General features: G+C 72.8%; 19 protein-coding genes. 10 read left to right on the top strand and 9 right to left on the bottom strand.

Features of this window, described 5'->3' with window-relative positions; genetic code table 11:
* Positions 1–43: 43 nt before the first annotated feature.
* The 3 genes from D3P35_RS14745 to D3P35_RS14735 all read left to right on the top strand — a co-directional run bounded on the left by D3P35_RS14745 (position 44) and on the right by D3P35_RS14735 (position 3,265).
* Complete coding sequence (locus D3P35_RS14745; protein ID WP_118135503.1) at positions 44–697, top strand: GntR family transcriptional regulator; 654 nt, start codon at positions 44–46, stop codon at positions 695–697.
* 276 nt (positions 698–973) lie between these two features.
* A complete protein-coding gene (locus D3P35_RS14740) occupies positions 974–1,615 on the top strand; it encodes a glutathione S-transferase (RefSeq protein ID WP_118135502.1) in 642 nt (213 codons plus the stop codon).
* Positions 1,616–1,630: 15 nt separating this feature from the next.
* Positions 1,631–3,265: a pyridoxamine 5'-phosphate oxidase family protein gene (locus D3P35_RS14735; RefSeq protein WP_118135501.1), complete on the top strand. Its 1,635-nt coding sequence runs from the start codon at positions 1,631–1,633 to the stop codon at positions 3,263–3,265.
* 32 nt (positions 3,266–3,297) lie between these two features.
* Here the strand turns inward: D3P35_RS14735 and D3P35_RS14730 are convergent, their stop codons facing one another.
* A complete protein-coding gene (locus tag D3P35_RS14730) occupies positions 3,298–4,233 on the bottom strand; it encodes an AraC family transcriptional regulator (protein ID WP_118135500.1) in 936 nt (311 codons plus the stop codon).
* Between the two features lie 182 nt (positions 4,234–4,415).
* On the opposite strand from D3P35_RS14730, the gene D3P35_RS14725 reads away from it, so the two are divergent.
* Positions 4,416–5,051 (top strand): TetR/AcrR family transcriptional regulator, encoded by a 636-nt coding sequence (locus D3P35_RS14725; protein WP_118135499.1) that lies wholly within the window; start codon positions 4,416–4,418, stop codon positions 5,049–5,051.
* A 9-nt stretch (positions 5,052–5,060) separates the two neighbouring features.
* Here the strand turns inward: D3P35_RS14725 and D3P35_RS14720 are convergent, their stop codons facing one another.
* The 4 genes from D3P35_RS14720 to D3P35_RS14705 all read right to left on the bottom strand — a co-directional run bounded on the left by D3P35_RS14720 (position 5,061) and on the right by D3P35_RS14705 (position 8,685).
* Entirely contained in the window at positions 5,061–5,771 is a 711-nt protein-coding gene (locus tag D3P35_RS14720) for a glutamine amidotransferase (protein ID WP_118135498.1), read from the bottom strand.
* On the bottom strand, positions 5,768–6,796 hold the full coding sequence (locus D3P35_RS14715) for a homoserine dehydrogenase (protein WP_118135497.1): 1,029 nt from the start codon (positions 6,794–6,796) through the stop codon (positions 5,768–5,770). The genes D3P35_RS14720 and D3P35_RS14715 overlap by 4 nt, the downstream gene beginning before the upstream one ends.
* 172 nt (positions 6,797–6,968) lie before the next feature.
* Entirely contained in the window at positions 6,969–7,691 is a 723-nt protein-coding gene (locus tag D3P35_RS14710; protein ID WP_118135496.1) for an SDR family NAD(P)-dependent oxidoreductase, read from the bottom strand.
* A 424-nt stretch (positions 7,692–8,115) separates the two neighbouring features.
* Entirely contained in the window at positions 8,116–8,685 is a 570-nt protein-coding gene (locus tag D3P35_RS14705; protein WP_198670627.1) for a helix-turn-helix transcriptional regulator, read from the bottom strand.
* A 215-nt stretch (positions 8,686–8,900) separates the two neighbouring features.
* Here D3P35_RS14705 and D3P35_RS14700 point away from each other — a divergent pair, with 215 nt between their 5' ends.
* Genes D3P35_RS14700 through D3P35_RS14675 form a run of 6 tightly spaced genes read left to right on the top strand, consistent with a single transcriptional unit; the run spans position 8,901 to position 14,225 of the window.
* Positions 8,901–9,971: a TRAP transporter substrate-binding protein gene (locus D3P35_RS14700; RefSeq protein WP_118135494.1), complete on the top strand. Its 1,071-nt coding sequence runs from the start codon at positions 8,901–8,903 to the stop codon at positions 9,969–9,971.
* A 6-nt stretch (positions 9,972–9,977) separates the two neighbouring features.
* A complete protein-coding gene (locus D3P35_RS14695) occupies positions 9,978–10,502 on the top strand; it encodes a TRAP transporter small permease subunit (RefSeq protein WP_118135493.1) in 525 nt (174 codons plus the stop codon).
* A gap of 18 nt (positions 10,503–10,520) precedes the next feature.
* On the top strand, positions 10,521–12,164 hold the full coding sequence (locus tag D3P35_RS14690) for an SLC13 family permease (RefSeq protein WP_118135492.1): 1,644 nt from the start codon (positions 10,521–10,523) through the stop codon (positions 12,162–12,164).
* A 6-nt stretch (positions 12,165–12,170) separates the two neighbouring features.
* Positions 12,171–12,785 carry a glutathione S-transferase family protein gene (locus tag D3P35_RS14685; RefSeq protein ID WP_118135491.1) on the top strand — a complete coding sequence of 205 codons (615 nt, stop codon included), beginning with the start codon at positions 12,171–12,173 and terminating at the stop codon, positions 12,783–12,785.
* A complete protein-coding gene (locus D3P35_RS14680; protein ID WP_118135490.1) occupies positions 12,785–13,255 on the top strand; it encodes an MOSC domain-containing protein in 471 nt (156 codons plus the stop codon). Before D3P35_RS14685 ends, D3P35_RS14680 begins: the two co-directional genes overlap by 1 nt.
* Positions 13,256–13,259: 4 nt before the next feature.
* On the top strand, positions 13,260–14,225 hold the full coding sequence (locus D3P35_RS14675) for a PDR/VanB family oxidoreductase (RefSeq protein ID WP_118135489.1): 966 nt from the start codon (positions 13,260–13,262) through the stop codon (positions 14,223–14,225).
* 197 nt (positions 14,226–14,422) lie between these two features.
* Here D3P35_RS14675 and D3P35_RS14670 read toward each other — a convergent pair whose 3' ends face one another.
* From D3P35_RS14670 to D3P35_RS14655, 4 genes are read right to left on the bottom strand one after another with little or no spacing between them, the layout of a single operon-like run.
* Positions 14,423–15,121 (bottom strand): response regulator transcription factor, encoded by a 699-nt coding sequence (locus tag D3P35_RS14670; RefSeq protein WP_118135488.1) that lies wholly within the window; start codon positions 15,119–15,121, stop codon positions 14,423–14,425.
* 2 nt (positions 15,122–15,123) lie between these two features.
* Complete coding sequence (locus D3P35_RS14665) at positions 15,124–15,501, bottom strand: response regulator (protein WP_118135487.1); 378 nt, start codon at positions 15,499–15,501, stop codon at positions 15,124–15,126.
* Positions 15,498–16,139: a response regulator transcription factor gene (locus D3P35_RS14660; RefSeq protein ID WP_118135486.1), complete on the bottom strand. Its 642-nt coding sequence runs from the start codon at positions 16,137–16,139 to the stop codon at positions 15,498–15,500. Before D3P35_RS14660 ends, D3P35_RS14665 begins: the two co-directional genes overlap by 4 nt.
* Positions 16,136–18,607, bottom strand: a complete 2,472-nt coding sequence (locus D3P35_RS14655; protein ID WP_118135485.1) for a PAS domain-containing protein — start codon at positions 18,605–18,607, stop codon at positions 16,136–16,138. The genes D3P35_RS14660 and D3P35_RS14655 overlap by 4 nt, the downstream gene beginning before the upstream one ends.
* Between the last annotated feature and the right edge of the window lie 43 nt (positions 18,608–18,650).

Genomic DNA, 18,650 nt, shown 5'->3' with positions numbered 1-18,650 from the left:
CGGCCCGGCCGGTGGCGCCGGCGGGCCGCGGAAGGAGCAGACAATGTTGAAGGATCTCAGGATCAACGCCTCTCCCACGCTGCGCGAGCGGGTTGCGGACATCCTGCGCGGCGCGGTGGCGAACGGCGAGCTCGCCCCCGGCGAACGGCTGGTCGAGCGCGTGCTCTGCGACCGGATGGGTGTGTCGCGTACCTCGCTGCGCGAGGCGCTGCGCGAGCTGGAGAACGAGGGGCTCGTCACCTGCCTGCCCAACCGCGGGCTCATCGTCTCGAAGATGGACCCCGCCCTGGCGAAGAACATCTTCGACCTGCGCGCGGCGCTGGAGGTGCTCGTGGGCCGGCTGTTCTGCGAGAACGCCACCGATGCGGAGATCGCCGCGCTGGACGAGGCCTTCGCCGAGGTGCGCGCGGCCTATGAGCAGGGCGGGCGCGACGCCATCGAGGCGAAGACCCGCTTCTATGCGGTGCTGATGGCCGGCGCGCGCAACCCCGAGGCGGAGCGCATGCTGCGCTCGATCCACATCCGCGCCTCGCAGCTGCGGTTGCTCTCGCTGTCGAAGCCCGAGCGCAGGGCGGTGTCGCTGGAGGAGCTGGAGGGGCTGGTGGCGGCGCTGAAGCGGCGCGACGTGCCGGCGGTGGAAACCCTCTGCCGCCAGCATATAGAGGCCGCCGCCCGCGCCGCGATGGCAGGCATCTGACGGGGCGCCCGCCCGCCCCCGGCGGGCAGGCCGGCTCCGGCGGCGCCCCGCCCCCCCCTCGCCGTTCCCCCCTTCCCGGCGCGGCCCCTGCATCCGCGGACGGGCGCGGGGCCGGGCCTCCCGCCGAGCGGCGCGCCATGGCATCATTCAACCGATAATCGGAATACTGAGTTCGCTTCTTCGGATATTCTTCCGGAACTCGATACCTCTTAAGTCTCTGTCCGCGACGAACCCCGTCGCACCGGACACCCACACAGACCAGAGAGGACCATTCCGATGCCCACCCTTTCGCAGAATGACACCGCGCCCGTCACGCTCTACCGCCATCCGAAATCCGGCCATTGCCACCGGGTCGAGCTGATGCTGTCGCTGCTCGGCCGCGCCTGCCGCACGGTCGACCTCGACATGGCGAACGGCGCGCACAAGGCGCCGGACTACCTGCGCATCAGCCCGCTGGGCCAGGTGCCCGCCATCGAGGACGGCGAGGTGACCCTCGCCGATTCCAACGCCATCATCACCTATCTCGCCGAGCGCTACGGCGATGCCGATGCCTGGCGCGGCGCCGACCCGGTGGAGAAGGCCGAGGTGCAGCGCTGGCTCTCGGTCGCGGCCGGCGAGATCGCCTCCGGCCCCTGTGCCGCGCGGCTGGTCACGCTGTTCGGCGCCGGGCTCGACCATGAGGCGGCCAAGACCCGCGCGCATGCGCTCTTCGCGGTGATGGAGGGCCATCTGGCAGGGCGCGACTGGCTGGCCGCCGGGCGCCCGACCCTCGCCGATATCGCCGCCTACAGCTACATCGCCCACGCGCCGGAAGGCGGGGTGAGCCTTGCGCCCTACCCCGGCATCCGCGCCTGGCTGGCCCGCATCGAGGCCCTGCCCGGCTTTGTCGGCATGGCCCGCTCACCGGCGCTGGCCTGAGAAACGGAGGCGGACATGACACAGGAGACGAGCCCGTTTCACCCCGGCGAGCGCGCGGCACAGGCCCGTGCCGGGGTCAGTGACCTGGCCGACCGCGCCGCCGGCTTCGTGCGCGACCACATGCCGGAGCAGCACCGCGCGTTCTTCGCGGGGCTGCCGTTCCTCGTCGTCGCGGCGGCGGGAGGCGACGGCCGTCCCTGGGTCACGCTGCTGGAAGGGCGGGATGGCTTCGTGAGCAGCCCCGACCCGCGCAGCCTGCTGGTCGACGCGGCGGTGCCGGAGGGCGACCCCCTCGCCGGCGCGCTCGGCCCGGGCAGTGCCATCGGCGTGCTGGGCATCGAGCTCGCCACCCGCCGACGCAACCGGATGAACGGCGTGCTGCGCGCGGGCGCGGCGGGCCTCTCCCTCGAGGTGCAGCAGAGCTTCGGAAACTGCCCGGCGCACATCCACCCGCGCGGCTGGTTCCGCGAGGCGGCCGCGCAGCCGGCCGCCGCCCGCACCGGCACCGGGCTGGACCCCGACCAGGCGGCGCGCATCGCGGCGGCCGACACGTTCTTCGTCGGCACCGGGGTCGCGCGGTCGCAGGACGGCCGGGCCACGGACGGCTACGACGCCTCCCATCGCGGCGGCGCGCCCGGCTTCGTGCGCGTGACCGCCGACGGGCGGCTGCGCATCCCCGACTATTCGGGCAACAACTTCTTCAACACCATCGGCAACCTGCTGCGCGACCCCCGCATCGGGCTGGTCTTTCCCGATTTCGCCACCGGGGGGCTGCTGCACGTCGCCGGCACGGCCCGTATCGAATGGGTGCCGCGCGCCAGCCACGACCCCCAGGCGCGGCGGATGATCGAGGTGACCGTCGAGGCGGTGATCGACCGGCCCGGCGCGCTCTCGCTGCGCTGGCGCGAGGAGACGGCAGACCTGCGGGCCTTCGTGCTGGCCGAGAAGACCCGCGAGAGCGCGGGCATCACCTCCTTCCGCCTCGTGCCGGCCGACGGCGGCGCCCTGCCGCCCTTCCTGCCGGGCCAGCACCTGCCGGTGGAACTGGACGTGCCGGGCCAGCCGGGGCCGGTGCGCAGGAGCTACTCGCTGTCCGGCGCGCCGGACGGCCGCTCCTACCGCATCAGTGTCAAGCGCGAGGAGCGGGGCATCGCCTCGGGCTTCCTGCACGACATCGCCGGACCCGGCACCCTGCTGCGCGCCCGCCCGCCCGCCGGCGACTTCACCCTGCCGCCGGGCACAAGCCCGCTGATGCTGGTGAGCGCGGGTGTGGGGGTGACGCCGATGCTGGCGATGCTGCAGGCGGTGGCGGAGGCGCGCAGCGGCCGGCCGGTGCGCTTCGTGCATGTCGCGCGCGACGGGCGCAGCCATGCCTTCCGCGGCGAGGTGGAGGCGCTGGTGGCCGCGACACCGGGCGTGGAGCGGCGCTACTTCTACACCGCCCCGCGGCCGGAGGACACGCAGGGCCGGACCTTCGATGCGACGGGCCGGGTGACGGCGGCCGACCTGCTGGCGCTCGCTCCCGGCCCCGGGGCCGACTACATGTTCTGCGGTCCCGCCGGCTTCATCGCCGGGCTGCGCAGCGGGCTGGAGCAGGCCGGCGTGGCGCCCGCGCGGCTGCATGCCGAGACCTTCGGCCCGGCGGGCTGAGCCGGGGCGGCACCGGGCCGTGCCCGACTGGCCTAGCCCGGCCCGGCCCGGACGGCCCGCATGACACGGCCCGGGCCCTGCGGCCCGCATACCGCCTCGCGCCAGGCGGAGGGGCTCATGTGCCGGTGGCGCGCGAAGACCCGCGCCAGAACCTGGCCGGAGGAGTAGCCCACCGCGAACGCGATGTCGACGACGGGCAGATCGGTGGTCTCCAGCAGGACGCAGGCCCGCTCCACCCGCAGCCGCTGCATGTAGGCCCGGGGCGAGACGCCGAGATTGTGCTTGAACATGCGCGAGAAGTGGAAGGGGGAGAGCTGGGCCTCGGCCGCCAGTTCGTCGAGGCTGATGTCCTCGGCGAGCCGGCTGTGCATCAGCTCCAGGCAACGGCGCTCCGCCCAGGGCGCGAGCCCGCCCTTCGCCCCGGCGAGCGGCGCGTCCGACAGCCGGCAGAGCTCGGCCAGGATCTCGCAGCCCGCCGCCTGGGCCAGCAGGCGGGAGGGCGCGCCCTCCTCGTCGGCCAGGCGCCAGAGCTTGCGGACGGCGGAGCGGATGGCGGGCGAGGCGAACATGCGGCTGCTGAGCTGTGCGCAGTCGAAGCGCCGCCCGCCTTCGGCCGCGTCCTCCAGCGCCGTCCGCCAGCGCGCGGTCGGAAACGAGATGCTGCGAATGCGGTTGGCGTCGCTGACCAGGACGGTGTTGGCGAAATCCGGCGCCGCGAGGAAGAAGTCGCCCTTGCGGCTGGTGACGTTGAAATGCCCGCCGCCGAGGTTTCCCTGCACCCGGCAGCCGCCGCTGAGGTCCTGGTAGAGCACGAGGTCGGGCACGGCGGGGTCGGACATGTCGCCGGCCGGCTGCGCCGCCTCGACGAGGTCGAGCAACCCGCCCGGCGATTTCATCGTGCGCACGTAGCTGGCCAGAGGGCCCTCGCGGTACCATTGCACAAAGGAGGAATAGGCCGAAACTGTCATCCCAGGGTCTCCCGTCGGCGGCATGCGCGCGGCAGGCGGGGCGCCGGCGGGCCCGAGGGAAGGCCGGCGGGCGGCCTCGCTGGCGGCGCGCGCGAATAATGTATCACTCGCTTCATTAAGAATGCTGTCCTGTCCTGCTGTCAACTCATGCTAAGCAGGGCGACATGCAAAGGACCGGACACATGACGCGAACCGCCCCGCCCGCAACCGGCCGGGGCAGGCCCCGGCAATTCGACCGGGATGTCGCCCTCGAGGCGGCGATGCACCTGTTCTGGAGCAAGGGCTACGAGGCGACCTCGATTCGCGACCTGACCCGGACCATGAACATCTCGCTGCCCAGCCTCTACGCCGCCTTCGGCTCGAAGGAAGCGCTCTATGCCGAGGCGCTGAGCAGATATTCCCGCACCGCCGACACGATCGGGCTCGCCCGGCTCCGGGCCCCGGACGTGCCGGTGCGGGCTGCGGTGGAGGGATACCTCATGGCCGCGGCGGCGTTTCTGAGCGCGCCGGAGGGCGACCATCCGACCGGCTGCATGGTCACGCTCGGCACCGTGAACCGGGAGGAGAGCCCGGCACTGCACGAGCGGCTGTGCGCCGAGCGCTCTGAGGCGTTCAGCCGGCTGCAGCAGCGGATCACGACGGCGGTGGAGGCGGGCGAGCTGCCCGCCACGCTCGATGCGCGGGCGCTGGCGCGCTTCGTGCACGGCCTGCTGTGCGGCATGGCGGTCCTGGCCCGCGACGGCATCGACCGGGAGGAGCTGGAGCGCATCGTGCACATCGCCATGCACGGCTGGGACGCCCATGTCGGTGCCGCGTGAGGCGCCGCCTCACCGCGCCGCGGAAAGCCCCTCGAGCCAGCGGGTGAACATCACGGTGGCCGCGCGCTCGAGCGACGCGCCGTGACGGGCGGTGTCCTCGCGCAGCACGACCGGGCTGACCCCGGCGCCCGCCAGCTCGTTCGCGTGGCCCATGGTCCAGCGCTCGAGCCGCGCGGCGACGAGCTCGGGGTGGAACTGCAGCCCGAGGATGTTGGGCCCGCGCGAGAAGGCCTGGTTGGCGCAGAGCGGCGTGGAGGCGAGGCGGGCGCAGCCCTCCGGCAGGTCGAAGGTGTCGCCGTGCCAGTGCAGCACGGGCGTGCCGCGCAGCGGCGCCAGCGGGTTGGTGCCGTCCCCGTCCTCGAGGTCGAGCGCCGCCCAGCCGATCTCCTTCGCCCGCGCGGGCCGCACCCCCGCCCCCAGCGCGAGGGCCATGAGCTGGGCACCGAGGCAGATGCCCAGGGTCGGCCGGTCGGCTTCGAGGCGCGCGCGCAGCAGCGCCGTTTCGCTGGCCATGACCGGGTAGCCCTGCGTGTCGGTGGCGCTCGCCGGGCCGCCCAGCACCACGAGCAGGTCCGGCGCCAGCGGATCGAGCGCGCCGGGGTCGGTGTCGGTCACGTCGACATAGGCGATGTCGTACCCGGCCCGCTCGAGCACCGGCGCGAAGCTGCCCAGGTCCTCGAAGGCGACATGGCGCAGGGCCGTGAGGGTGAGTCGGGTCATGCCGGGTCCTTTCCCGCGTCGGACGGCGCGGCCCGCCCGGCCGCGAGGAGATGTTCGAGGTCCTTCAGCGCCGCGGCGGCGGTGGCCAGCGGCTCGGCGGCATGGCCGATGGCCACGGTCTCGCCCATCGCCTCCGTGACGATGCGGATCGCCTTGGCCTTGCCGCGCACCCCGGCGAAGGGATCGTCGGACGGGTAGGTCCGGATGCCCACCTCGCCGCGGAGCCCGCCCTCGCTGCGCGACAGGCTGCCCACGAGCCGCGGGCTCAGGCCACGGGCCGTCCAGTCGGCGATCATGCCGGGGGTGACGTCCTGGATGCCCTGGACGGCGATGTCGCGCATCTCCAGCGCGCCGTCGAGGCCGAAATTGGCGATGAGCAGCAGCTTGCAGGCCGTGTCCCAGCCCTCGGTGTCGTTGCGCGGATCGGCCTCCGCGAAGCCGCCTGCCCGGGCCTCGTCCAGCGCCGCCTCGAAGCCGAGACCGCGGCTCATCATCGCGTCGAGCAGGTAGTTGGTGGTGGCATTGAGAATGCCCTCGAGCGAGACCACCTCGTTTCCCGCGAGACTGTGGCGCACCAGGTCGAGCGTGGGGAGGGCTGCGGCCGCCGCGCCGCTGAGCCGGATCCGCGCGCCGGAACGCCCGGCGATGTCGCGCAGCCGCGGGCCGCTGTGCACCAGCGCGCCCTTGGAGATCACGATCGTGTCCATGCCGGCGGCGAGCGCCGCCTCGAGATAGCCCAGGCCCGGGCCGCCGGTGCGAAAATCGCTCGGGCCGGCCTCGATGAGCACATCCGCGCCGCTGCCGGTGATGAAGCCGGGGCCGCTCAGCCCCGCCTCGAGCCGCTCCAGCCGGCCGGGTTCGAGCCCGGCCGGGTCCGCCAGCCCGGCGCGCGAGCCGCAGACCGCCACGAGGCGCACCTGCGTGTCATGGAGGCGCTGGTAGCGGGCCCGGCGCGACAGCAGCAGCGCCGCCGTGGTCCGCCCGACGCCGCCGAAGCCGGCGATGGCGATGTTCAGTGTCTTCAAGCTTGCGGTTCCTCTCTCATGCGCAGGACCGGTGGTCGTCACACTCTGCCAGTTTCGGGGCGGCTTCGTCACGGACTGTTGTCGGGGGGCGGAAACCCCACGCCACCGGCCGCGCGGCCGGACCGGCCCGCCGATGCGGGAGACGAGACAGGCGGGAAGGCCATGTCGGGGGTCAGGCCCAGGCGAGAAGCGGCTGCGGCGATGCCGGGGTGCCGGTGTCGGCGGCCGGCGTTCCCGCCCCGCGCCGGCCGGCCAGCGCCGCGATCAGCGAGGCCATGTCCGCCGGTGTCTCGAGGCAGCGCGCGGGGCAGACCTCGCGCAGCGTGCCGCCGCCCAGGCTGGTGTCGACGGTCATGTTGCCCGGCAACACCCCGGCCCGCACCACGTTGACCGTGACCCCCCGCGGGCGCATCTCGCGCGCGACGCTGTCGGCGTGATCGGCGATGGCGACCCGGCTCACCTCGTATTCGGCGAGGCCGCGGGCCGGGTTGCGGATGCTGTCGAACCCGGCGGTGAAGATGATGCGCCCGCCCTCGGCCATCAGAGGCATCGCCGCGCAGGTGGTCACGACGGCGCTCATCACGCTCAGCGCCCAGTCCGGGTCGTGGCAGTTCGCCTCCCCGGCGCTGTGCACGAGGATGTCGAGCGGGCCGAGGCGCGAGACCACGCGCTCGACCAGTCGCCGGGCGGCGGCGGGGTCGGCCGGGTCGCAGCACAGGCCGTGCACGCCCCTTGCCTCCAGCGCGGCGAGGCGGGCGCGCGCGCGGGGCGTGACGGCGGTGCAGCCGATGGCCACTTCCGCGCCGCGGGCGGCCAGCGCCTCGGCCACCGCCGCGCCCAGCCCGGAGAGACCGCCATTGACCAGGGCAACCCTGCCCTTGAGCGTCTGGGACATCGGCGCGCGTTCCTTTCCTCGCTCCGGCAGCCGGAGTGCGGGGCCCCGGCAGCGGGGCCGGGCGGTTTCGGGAGGAGCGAGGACAGGGCAGGGACGAATCCCGCCTCCGGCGCTCTGCTCCGGACCCACTCTAGCCCCGATGGCCGGGCGGCCGCGTATCGGGATCTGCTGCCGCGGTGCCGATCTTGCGCCAAAACCGCGCCGGAGCGGCACCCGGCCCCCTCACCGGAAAGGCGCGTTCGGGCGTTCGGGGAAGCCGGCCCCGATGTCGCAGAACCGGAGCCGGGCCAAGCGCGCCGGCATTGTGGTGCGGGCGGCGGCGATCGTGCCGGCCAGCGTGGCGGTCACCGCCCGGGCCCGGCAGCCCCTGCGCAGGCGGCACGTTCCGCGCGGCGGCGCCGGGGGGCGCGGCGAGCGGCCGGGCCTAGTTGCCCAGCACGAAGAGCAGGATCTCGGTCCCGCCCGGCCCGCCGCTCAGCACGTGGCGCCTGTGGCCGGGAAACTCCAGGAAATCCCCGGTATCGAGCGCGATCTCGCGGCTCTGCTCCAGTCGCACCGTCAGGGTGCCGCGCAGCACGAAGATCGCCTCGCAGCCGGAATGGAACGCCTCGGGGCTGTGGGCGATGCCCTCGGGGCAGGTGACCACGAAGGCGGCATAGTCGGGCCGGCCGGGCATGGAGCCGTTGAGCGACTGCATCACGAGCCCGCCGTCCTCCGCCTCGGCCACGAGCCGGGTGCGCTCGGCCCGGCGCACGACATGGATGTCATCCGCGCCCTGGTCCTCGCCCAGCAGGGCCGCGACACTCATGCGCAGCGCCTCCGTGAGCCGCAGCATCGCCGCCATGCTCAGCGATTTCTCGCCACGCTCGAACCGCGACAGGTGCCCCTTGCTCAGCGCGGCGGCGGCGGAGAGCTCGTCGAGCGTCATGTCGCGCCGCCGGCGCATGTCCCGGGCGCGCAGCCCGATCTGGATGAGGGATTCGTTCGTGTCCATGGTGCCCCGATAATTTTTCCCCATGGTAAAGGTGTTGTCTGACCCCGGGCAACGCAAAAGACCAAAAATGAGGCATTCAGGGGCGGAATGACGTGAAAAATCTCCCGAACGTGCAAAATTTGTTTGCCCTTGGGGCAACATGTTGTCCTCCTGTCAGTGTCAGAGAGCAAACCAGCGCCCCGGCCCCGGAGGCGAAGCCCGACAGGAGAGGTCGAATGAAACGCAGAGAGTTCATCGGGCGCGCGGCGCTCGTGCCCGCCGCACTTGCCACCCCCGCCATCGCCCGTGCCCAGACCGGCGTGCGCTGGCGCATGCCCACCAGCTTTCCCAGCAGCCTCGCCACCATCCAGGGCGGCGCCGTGCGGCTGGCGGAGAAGGTGGCCGAGCTCACCGACGGCGGGTTCCGGATCCAGGCCTATGCCGCGGGCGAGCTGGTGCCGCCGCTCGGCGTGCTCGAGGCGGTGCAGACCGGCACCACCGAGGCGGGCTACTCCCCCGGCTTCTTCTATGTCGGCAAGAAGCCCGCGCTCGCCTTCGACGCCGGCGTGCCCTTCGGCATGACCCCGCGCCAGCATTTCGCCTGGTTCCACCATGGCGGCGGCGGCGAGCTGATGGCCGAGGTCTTCGCGCCCTTCAACATCGTCACCATCCCGGCGGGCAACACCGGGGCGCAGATGGGCGGCTGGTTCCGCAAGCCCATCGACAGCGTGGCCGACCTGCAGGGGCTGCGCATCCGCGCCGCGGGCTACCTGGGCTACATCTTCGCCGATCTCGGCGCCGTGCCGCAGCAGATCGCCATCGGCGACCTCTACCCGGCGATGGAGCGCGGAACGCTCGACGCGGTGGAATTCACCAGCCCGGTCGATGACGAGACCCTCGGCCTCAACAAGGTGGCGCAATACTACTACGCCCCGGGCATTCTCGAGCTCGGTGCCTCGCTGGGCCTGATGGTCAACAAGGATGCCCTCGCCGCCCTGCCGCCCGCCTATGCCGCCGCCCTGCGCACCGCCTGCGCCTGGAGCTACTCCGACATGCTGGCGCGCTACGACAGTCTCAACGTGGCGGCCCTGCGCCGGCTGATCGCGAGCGGCACCGAGCTGCGCGCCTGGTCGCCCGAGATCATGGCGGCGATGCGCGGCAGCGCCGAGAAGCTGTTCTCCGAACAGGCCGAGGCGGACCCGGATTTCGGCCGCATCCACACCCATTGGCGCGCCTTCCTCGACGACCAGCTGCGCTGGATGTCGGTGAACGACGTGGCGGCCGAAAACGTGCTGATCCGGGGCTGAGGCGGCGTGGCCCTGCTCGACCTCATCGACCGGGTGAACCGGGGCATCGGCCGGGCCTGCGCCTGGGCGGTGCTGGCCGCCACGCTGCTGAGCGCCGGCAACGCGCTGATGCGCAAGCTCTTCGCGGTGAGTTCGAACGCGATGCTGGAGGCGCAGTGGTACCTCGTCGGCATCGCGGTGATGCTCGGCGCCGCCTGGGTGCTGCAGGAGAACGGCCATGTGCGCATCGAGCTCGTCTCGGCGCGTTTCCCGCCCCGGCTCAGGCGCGGGGTGGAGATCTTCGGCCACCTGGTGCTGCTGCTGCCCTGCGCGGCGCTGATGTTCTGGCTGAGCTGGCCCTACTTCCTGCGCTCCTGGGCCCAGAACGAGACCTCGATCAACACCGGGGGGCTGCTGGTCTGGCCGATGCGCGGGGTGATCGCGGCGGGCTTCCTTCTCCTGTGCCTGCAATCGCTCTGCGCCCTGCTGCGGCTGCTCGCCGGCGCGCCCGCCCCGGCGCCCGGCGGCGACGACGCCCTGCCCCCCGAATGACCCCGAGGCCCTGACCCCGTGCTGCACCTCATCGCCCAGAACCTCGCGCCGATCATGTTCGTCACCATCATGGGGCTGCTGATGCTCGGCTTCCCCGTGGCCTTCACGCTGGCGGCGGGGGGGCTCGGCTTCTTCGCCCTCGGCACGGCACTCTCCGAACTCGCGCCGGGGGATGTCTCGCTCGCCTGGCCGCTGCTGCAGGCCCAGCCCGACCGCATCTTCGGCATCATCAGCAACGACGTGCTGCTCGCCGTGCCCTTCTTCACCCTGATGGGGGCCATCTTCGAGAAGACCGGCATCGCCGAGGAGCTGCTCGCCGTGGTCGCCCGGCTGTTCGGGCGGCTGCGCGGCGGGCTCTGCTACGCGGTGATCCTGGTGGGGGCGCTGCTCGCGGCCACCACCGGCGTCGTCTCCGCCTCGGTGATGACGATGGGGCTCATCGCCCTGCCGATCATGCTCAGGAGCGGCTACAACCCCAGGCTCGCCGCCGGCACCATCACCGCCGCGGGCACCCTGTCGCAGATCGTGCCGCCCTCGCTGGTGCTCATCGTGATGGCCGACCAGGTGATGGTGCCGGTGGGCGAAATCTACCGCGGGGCGATGGTGCCCTCGGCGCTGATGATCGGCGCCTACCTGCTGGCCATCCTCGCGATCTCGCTCCTCTTCCCACGGCTGCTGCCCGCCTCGGCCGAGGAAGCCCCCGCCCCGCGCTGCTATCTCGGCCTCGCCACCTTCGCGCTGATCGGGCTCGCGGCCGGCTGGGCGGGACATCTCGCCTTCGGCGGGCTCGAGCCCGCGCCGCGGCGCATCGCGGCCATCGCGCTCGGCGGGGCCGTGGCGCTTGCCGCCGCCTGGGCCGACGGGCGCCGCGCCCGGCCGCGCGCCAGCCCCTTCGCCCGCGGCGCGGTGCTGGCCGTGGTGCCCACGCTCGGGCTCATCTTCCTCGTGCTCGGCACCATCTTCCTCGGCGTCGCCACCCCCACCGAGAGCGGCGCGCTCGGCGCCACCGGGGCGCTGGCGCTCGCCCTCTCCCGGGGCCGGCTGTCCCGCGCCGACCTGCGCGAGGCGGTGGAGCGCACCGCCCGGCTCACGGTCTTCGTGTTCTTCATCCTGATCGGCGCGAAGATGTTCAGCCTCACCTTCTACGGGCTCGGGGGCGATGCCTGGCTGCACCGGCTGCTCACCTCGCTGCCCGGCGGGCATACCGGCTTCATCATCTTCTCGATGCTGCTGATCTTCGTGCTCGGCTGCTTTCTCGACTTCTTCGAGATCGCCTTCATCGTGATCCCGCTGCTGCTGCCGGCGGCTCAGGCGCTGGAGATCGACCCGCTGTGGTTTGCGCTGGTCATCTCGATCAACCTGCAGACCTCCTTCCTCACCCCGCCCTTCGGCTTCGCGCTGTTCTACCTGCGCTCAGTGGCGCCCGCGCGCGGGGCGGGGCGGCTCTCCAACGAGGCGATCTACTACGGCGCCTTCGGTTTCATCGCCATCGACGCCGCGGTGATGGCACTGCTCATCGCCTTCCCGGAGCTGATCTCGCGCCCGGGGCCGGAGTTTGCCCCCGGTGCGGAAAACGCGGTCGAGTTCGGCACCTCCGGGGCGGATTTCGGCGCGCCCGCGCCCGGCGGCGCCACGCAGAACCTCAACGACCTTTTCAAGTAGGACATCATGCCAGACCTTCTCCTCCATGACTTCCCGCTCTCGGGAAACTGCCACAAGATCCACCTGCTCTGCGCCATGAACGGGCTGCCGCTCGAAAGCCGCCGGGTGGAGGTGCTCGACGGCGCCACCCGCACCGAGGAGTTCGCCCGCCTCAACCCCGTGCAGCAGATCCCGGTGCTGCAGGACGGCGAGACCATCGTGCAGGACAGCCAGGCGATCCTGCTCTACCTCGCGCTGAAATACGCCCCGCACTGGGCCGACCCCACGCCCGAGGGCATGGCCGCGATCATGGAATGGCTCTCCTACGCGGCCAAGGAGGTCTCCAACGGCCCGCAGATGGCGCGGCTGCATTTCCTCGACCCCCACGAGGACATCGACATCGCCCGCGCCCAGGCCATGGGCCGCAAGGTGCTCGCCCTGCTCGAGCGGGTGCTCTCGGAGCGCGACTGGCTCTGCCTCGGCCGGCCCACCATCGCCGATCTCGCGGTGTTTCCCTATGTCGGCCTCGCGCGGCAGGGCGAATTGCCGCTCGACGACCATCCGGCCGTGCTCGCCTGGATCGACCGCATCCGCGCCCTGCCCGGCTACCACCCGATGCCCGGCCTGCCGGAGGCGCTGTGATGGGCGGCTGGAACGGCACGGTCGAGCACCTGCACATCGCCCCGCGTTCCTTCCTGCCGATGCGGGAGATGGAGCGCATCGCGCTCGTGGCCGGCCGCGGCATCACCGGGGACCGCTATTCCACCGGCGACGGCTTCTATTCCGACCGCCCGGAGGAGGGCCGGCAGGTGACGCTCTTCGAGGCCGAGACCCTCGAGGCGCTGCTGCGAGACCACAGGATCACCCTCGCCCCGGCCGAGCACCGGCGCAACATCACCGTGCGCGGCGTGCCGCTCAACCACCTCGTGGGGCGTCGCTTCCGGGTGGGGCCGGTGCTGCTGGAGGGCACGCGCCTCTCCACCCCCTGCCGGCACATCGAGCAGATCACCGGCCAGGAGATCTTCACCGTGCTGCTGCACCGCTCGGGCCTGCATGCCCGCATCCTTGAAGGCGGCGAGGTGACGCCCGGCGCCGCCGTGACCCCGGAGTAAGTCGATGGCCAAGGCAATTCACCGCGTCTCCGTCGTGCTGCGCAGCGTCGAGACCCTGCCGGGCGACATCCGCCTGCTCGAGCTCGCCGACCGCGACGACTGGCCCCTGCCGCCCTTCACCGCCGGCGCGCATGTCGACCTGCACCTGCCCAGCGGGCGCATCCGGCAATACTCGCTCTGCGGCGATCCGGCCGAAAACACCCGCTACCGCATCGCCGTGGCGCGCGAGGCTGCGGGCCGCGGCGGTTCGGCGGAGGTGCACGCCGCGCTGCGCCCGGGGCAGGAGCTGCTCCTGTCGCTGCCGCGCAACAACTTCCCGCTGGTGCCAAGCGGGCGGGTGGTGATGGTGGCGGGGGGCATCGGCCTCACGCCCTTCCTGTCCATGCTGCCCGACCTCACGCGCACGGGGCGCGATTTCGTGCTGCATGTCTGCGCGAAGGCGCCGGAGCGCCACGGTTTCACCGCCGCACTGGGCGGCCTCGCCCCCGGGCGCCTCGCGCTGCATTTCAGCCGGGACGGCACGCGGCTCGACCTCGCGGCGCTGGTGGCGGGTCTGGGCCCGGAAGATCACCTCTACGTCTGCGGCCCGGCCGGGATGATGGCCGAGGCCCGCCGGCTCGGCGCCGGGCTGGGCGCACGGCTGCATCTCGAGCTCTTCGGCGCCGGCGAGGCCACGGGCCACACGGCCTACGAGGTCGAGCTCGCGCGCAGCGGCGCGGTCATCCCCGTGGCGGCCGGCGAAACGATGCTGGAGGCACTGCGCGGCGCGGGGCTCGACATCCCCTCCTCCTGCGAGGCGGGGGTCTGCCTGGAATGCCGCACGCGCTATCTCGCCGGCACGCCGGAGCACCGCGACCTGGCGATGCCGGCAGCCGACCGCCACGCCTGGCTCACGCCCTGCGTCTCGGGCTGCGCCGGCGGACGCATCGTGCTCGACCTTCCGAACCCGGACGCCCCCGCCGCCGGCTGACGCGGGACGCCCCCTGCCCCGCCGCCTCCGTCTTCGCTTCCGTCTTCGCCGCGGCGACAGGCTGCCGTGCCCCCCTTCCGGCCCGGGCGCCGGAGGCGCAGCCGGGCGCGCCGCCTCGCCCGCGGCGGATCATCGGCACCCGCGGGCACGGTTCCCGGTCGTGGCGGGCGCGGCGCGCGCCTGCGTCCCGCGCCCGCTCAGGGGGCAGGTTGCTCGCGCAGCGCTTCGGGCAGGACGGTCCAGGCCCGGATGAGGCCGCCGACGCCAGCCACCTCCATCTTGCGCATCACGTTGGCGCGATGCAGCTTCACCGTCACTTCGCTGATGCCGAGGTCGTAGGCGATCTGCTTGTTCAGCCGGCCGCGCGCCACCTCGCAGAACACCTCGCGCTCGCGCGGGGTGAGGGCGCGGAAGCGCTCCACCGTGGCCTGCAGCAGCGCCGCCTCCCGGCGGCGGGCGGCGTCGGTGGCGATGCCGGTGCTCACCGCGTCGAGCAGGGTCTGGTCACGCACCGGCTTGGTGAGAAAGTCGATGGCTCCGGCCTTCATCGCCTGCACGCTCATCGGGATGTCGCCGTGGCCGGTGAGGAATATGATGGACTTCTCCTCGCCCCGGCGGGCCAGTTCGCGCTGCAGGTCGAGGCCGCTGGTGCCGGGCATGCGCACGTCGAGGATCAGGCAGCCCGGCCGGCCCAGCGTGGCACTGGCCAGCAGCTCCGCGGTGGACGCGAAGCACGCGACCTCGAACCCCACGCTCATCAGCAACTCGGCCAGCGCCTCGCGCAGGCAGGCGTCGTCGTCCACGATCATCACCACGGGGGCTGCCGGCCCGTCCTCCTGCGCGGGCGGGCTGTACTGCGGCGCCGATTTCCGCTGGAACGGCGAGTCAATCTTCACTGTCACCCTCCATCTTTCCGGTCGTTCAATGCCTCCTCGATGGCTGCGAGCAGCAGCCTTCCGTCGAAGGGCTTGCGAAAGAAGCCCCGGATGCTGCCCGCCCGGGGCTGCTCCGCGATCTCGTGCCGCCCCGTGATGAGGAACACCGGCAGCCCGGGGCGCATGCGCCGCACCCGCGCCAGCAATTCGAACCCGTCCATCCCCGCCATGCCCACATCGCTGATCAGCACGTCGACATCCGCCAGCCCGCCGGCCAGGAGCCCGCCCGCGGTCGAGAAGCAGCGGGGCGTGAAGGCGGCGGATTCCAGCAGGTCCTCGAGGGATTCGAGCATCCTCGAATCGTCGTCCACCACCGCGACCACCCCTCGCGCCGCGGTCATTGGCGCTCTCCGTGCCGCGAGTGGGTGAGCGGGATCTCCAGCCGCTCGGCGATGCGCACCAGGTCGGCGAGCGAGGGCGCCGCGAGCTTGCGCATCACGTGGCGGCGGTGGATCTGCAGCGTGGTCTCGGAAATGCCGAGCTCGGCGGCGGCCTGCTTGTTCAGCAGGCCGCTCACCACCAGCGGCAGCACCTGCCGCTCGCGCGGGGTGAGGGCGGCGTAGCGCAGGCGCAGCGCCTCGAGCCCGGCCCGCTCGGCCAGGCGCGCCCGGTCCTGCGCCAGCGCGGTGCGAATGGCCGCCATCAGCTCCGTGTCGCCGAACGGCTTGGTGAGCAGGTCCACCGCGCCGTGGCGGATGGCCCGGACGGTGGAGGGAATGTCGCCATGCCCGGTGATGAACACGATGGGCGGATGCTCCCCCCCCGCGATGAGGCCCTGCAGGTCGAGTCCGTTGATGTCCGGCAGCTCGATGTCGAGCACGAGGCAGGCGGGCGCCCCCGGCTTCTGCGCCGCCATGTAGGCCCCTGCCGAGCCGAAGGCCGTCACCTGCATGCCATGCGAGGCCACCAGTTCGCACAGCGCCTCGCGGATGCGCGGGTCGTCGTCGACGATGTAGACCATGTGCTCGTCGGTGCTCATTCGGTTGCCTTCGCATCGAGGGGAAGTGTGAAGATGAAGCGCGCGCCCCGCGGGCACGCGTTCTCGGCCCAGAGCCGGCCGCCATGCGCCTCGACGATCGAACGGCAGATCGCGAGCCCCATGCCCATCCCGCGGTCCTTGGTGGAGACGAAGGGCTGGAAGATCCGCTCGGTGGAGGCGAGGCCGGGGCCGTGGTCGCGCACCTCGGCGCGCAGGCCCGTGCCGTCCGCGCGGGTGAGCCGGACCTCCAGCACCTGTTCCGCGTCGCCTCCGGCCATGGCTTCCATGCCGTTCGACATCAGGTTCACCAGCACCTGCTGCACCTGGACACGGTCGAGCGAGACCGGTGGCAGCCCCTCCTCGAGCGCGAGCACGATGCGCACGCCCCGGCGCAGCGCCTCGCCGGCCATCACGTCGCGCGCCTCCGCGATCACGCCCGCCAGCGACAGCCGCTCGCGCGCCTGGCCGGCCTGGCTGAACAGCGCGCGGATGCGGCTTACCACCTCGGCGGCCGAGTTCGCGTCGCGGGTGATGCGGCCGGCGGTGATCTTGGCGCGCTCGAGATTCGGCGGCTCGGCGGTGAGCCAGCGGTAGCAGGCATGCGAATTGGCCACGATGGCGGCCAGCGGCTGGTTCACCTCGTGGGCGATGGAGGCCGACAGCTCGGCCAGGCTGGCGGCGCGGGCGGCGCGCGCCAGGCTGTCCTGGGCGGTGCGCAGGTTCTCCTGCCCGCGCAGCAGGTCCTCGATGTCGAAACACACGCCGTACCATTGCGCGATGTTGCCGCCGGCGTCGCGCATCGCCTCGGCCCGCGTCTCCACCCAGAGCCAGGTGCCGTCATGCCGGCGCAGCCGGTGGCGCATGGCATAGGGCTCGCCAGTGGCGAGGCTGCGGGCATAGCGCGCCCGCACCTCGTCGAGATCGTCGGGGTGGATGATCTCCTCCAGGGTGGCGCCCAGCCGCTCGGGTCCGGTGAGGGGGTCGCCGCCCTCGCCCAGCGTGAGGCCGAGAAACGCGCTCAGCCGCCTGCTGCGGTAGATGGGCCGGCCGTCCGGCTCGGCGCAGTAGATCATCGCCGGCAGCGTCTCCACGATGCGGCGGTGCAGCCGCTCGCTGGAGCGCAACGCCTGCTCGGCCTGCATCTGGTCCTCGATGTCGGTGCAGACGCCGAACCATTCGAGCACGCGGCCCTCCTCGTCGCGCGTGGGCTCGGCCCGCCCCGCCACCCAGCGGTACACGCCGTCGGCCCGGCGAAGCCGATAGCGCCAGGAAAAGCCGCCGCCGGCCTCCATGCATTGGCTCAGCACCTGCAGCATTGGGCCCACGTCGTCGGGATGGACGAGCGAGCGCAGGAAGCCTTCCAGCGGCGGCAGGCCGGGGATCTGCGCCTCCGAGGCCTCAAGCCCGTGGAACTCCGCCATGCGGCGGTTGAAGAACAGCGGCGTGCCGTCCGGGGCGAGGCGGCAGAGATGGCCGGGCACCATGTCGACGAGATGCGAGATCTCGCGCTCGCGGGCCAGCAGGTTCTCCATCGTCTTGCGATAGACATCGATGTCGACCGAGGTGCCGTACCAGCCGAGAATACGCCCGCCCGCGTCGCGCAGCGGGTGGGCGGTGCTGCGCGCCCAGGCGTAGCTGCCGGAGGCTCGCCGTATACGGAACTGGTCCTTCCAGGGCTCCCCGGTGCGCAGGCTGTGGCGCCAGCGCAGGGCCACGCGCTCGTATTCCTCGGGGTGCACCAGCTTGTGCCAGGCCACCTCGCCCTCGGCCAGCGACGCGTTCAGGTCATGCGGGCTGAGGCCCGGGCCGGTGCCCGCGAACCGGGGCGGGCAGATCCAGCGCCCGTCCGGCGCCAAGGCCCAGGCATTGCCGAAGAGCGCCTCGACCACCCTCGCGGCCCGCACCACCTCGGGGTTCTCCGCCGGTTCGTCCGACCCCCCGGCCCCGATGTTGCCCTTCGGCGCCAGCGCCTCGCCCTCCGTGCCGGCGGGACACCCGGGGTCACTGCGGATCCCCGCCCGCTGGTCGCCGCCCTCCGCGGCCGACAGGCGATGGCGCAGCCCCCGGGGCACGCAGGTCCGGAACGCGCGTGCTGCGGCCAGGGCCGCGGCAGGCCTTTCCCCGGGGTCCCGCCCGCCGGCGCCGGCATGGGAGCGCGGCGGCGGCAGCCCCGCCGCCATCACCGCCAGCCCGACACAGAGCGCGGTGACGAAGAAGATGCACCAGTGCCCGGCGGGTGCGCCGACGAGCTCTCCGCCGGTGTGGAGCCCGGCCAGTGCCGCGACCAGCGCCGCCAGCCCGAGCCCGGCCACCAGCATCGCCCCGCCCCGTGGCCCAGCGAGCAGGCCCAGCCCCGCGACCGGCGCGAGCAGCCCGATGGGTGTCCAGGTGAGCGCGTACACCGCGAGGCCGGTCACGCAGATGCCCGCCGCGAGGGCGAGGCGCAGATGGGGGATCGCTGCCGTCATCGCGACCGCTGCTGCCCGGCAGGGCCACGGCGAAACCCCGCGC

The sequence above is a fragment of the Oceanicella sp. SM1341 genome (assembly GCF_003448965.1).
Taxonomy (GTDB): Bacteria; Pseudomonadota; Alphaproteobacteria; order Rhodobacterales; family Rhodobacteraceae; genus Paroceanicella.
Note: the sequence above shows the minus strand (reverse complement) of the source record. Positions and strands in the feature narration are given on the sequence as shown.

Coding starts and splice junctions, on each gene's coding strand:
- D3P35_RS14745 (WP_118135503.1), top strand. CDS start 44: ATGTTGAAGGATCTCAGGATCAACGCCTCTCCCACGCTGCGCGAGCGG.
- D3P35_RS14740 (WP_118135502.1), top strand. CDS start 974: ATGCCCACCCTTTCGCAGAATGACACCGCGCCCGTCACGCTCTACCGC.
- D3P35_RS14735 (WP_118135501.1), top strand. CDS start 1,631: ATGACACAGGAGACGAGCCCGTTTCACCCCGGCGAGCGCGCGGCACAG.
- D3P35_RS14730 (WP_118135500.1), bottom strand. CDS start 4,233: ATGACAGTTTCGGCCTATTCCTCCTTTGTGCAATGGTACCGCGAGGGC.
- D3P35_RS14725 (WP_118135499.1), top strand. CDS start 4,416: ATGACGCGAACCGCCCCGCCCGCAACCGGCCGGGGCAGGCCCCGGCAA.
- D3P35_RS14720 (WP_118135498.1), bottom strand. CDS start 5,771: ATGACCCGACTCACCCTCACGGCCCTGCGCCATGTCGCCTTCGAGGAC.
- D3P35_RS14710 (WP_118135496.1), bottom strand. CDS start 7,691: ATGTCCCAGACGCTCAAGGGCAGGGTTGCCCTGGTCAATGGCGGTCTC.
- D3P35_RS14705 (WP_198670627.1), bottom strand. CDS start 8,685: ATGGACACGAACGAATCCCTCATCCAGATCGGGCTGCGCGCCCGGGAC.
- D3P35_RS14700 (WP_118135494.1), top strand. CDS start 8,901: ATGAAACGCAGAGAGTTCATCGGGCGCGCGGCGCTCGTGCCCGCCGCA.
- D3P35_RS14685 (WP_118135491.1), top strand. CDS start 12,171: ATGCCAGACCTTCTCCTCCATGACTTCCCGCTCTCGGGAAACTGCCAC.
- D3P35_RS14680 (WP_118135490.1), top strand. CDS start 12,785: ATGGGCGGCTGGAACGGCACGGTCGAGCACCTGCACATCGCCCCGCGT.
- D3P35_RS14675 (WP_118135489.1), top strand. CDS start 13,260: ATGGCCAAGGCAATTCACCGCGTCTCCGTCGTGCTGCGCAGCGTCGAG.
- D3P35_RS14665 (WP_118135487.1), bottom strand. CDS start 15,501: ATGACCGCGGCGCGAGGGGTGGTCGCGGTGGTGGACGACGATTCGAGG.
- D3P35_RS14660 (WP_118135486.1), bottom strand. CDS start 16,139: ATGAGCACCGACGAGCACATGGTCTACATCGTCGACGACGACCCGCGC.
- D3P35_RS14655 (WP_118135485.1), bottom strand. CDS start 18,607: ATGACGGCAGCGATCCCCCATCTGCGCCTCGCCCTCGCGGCGGGCATC.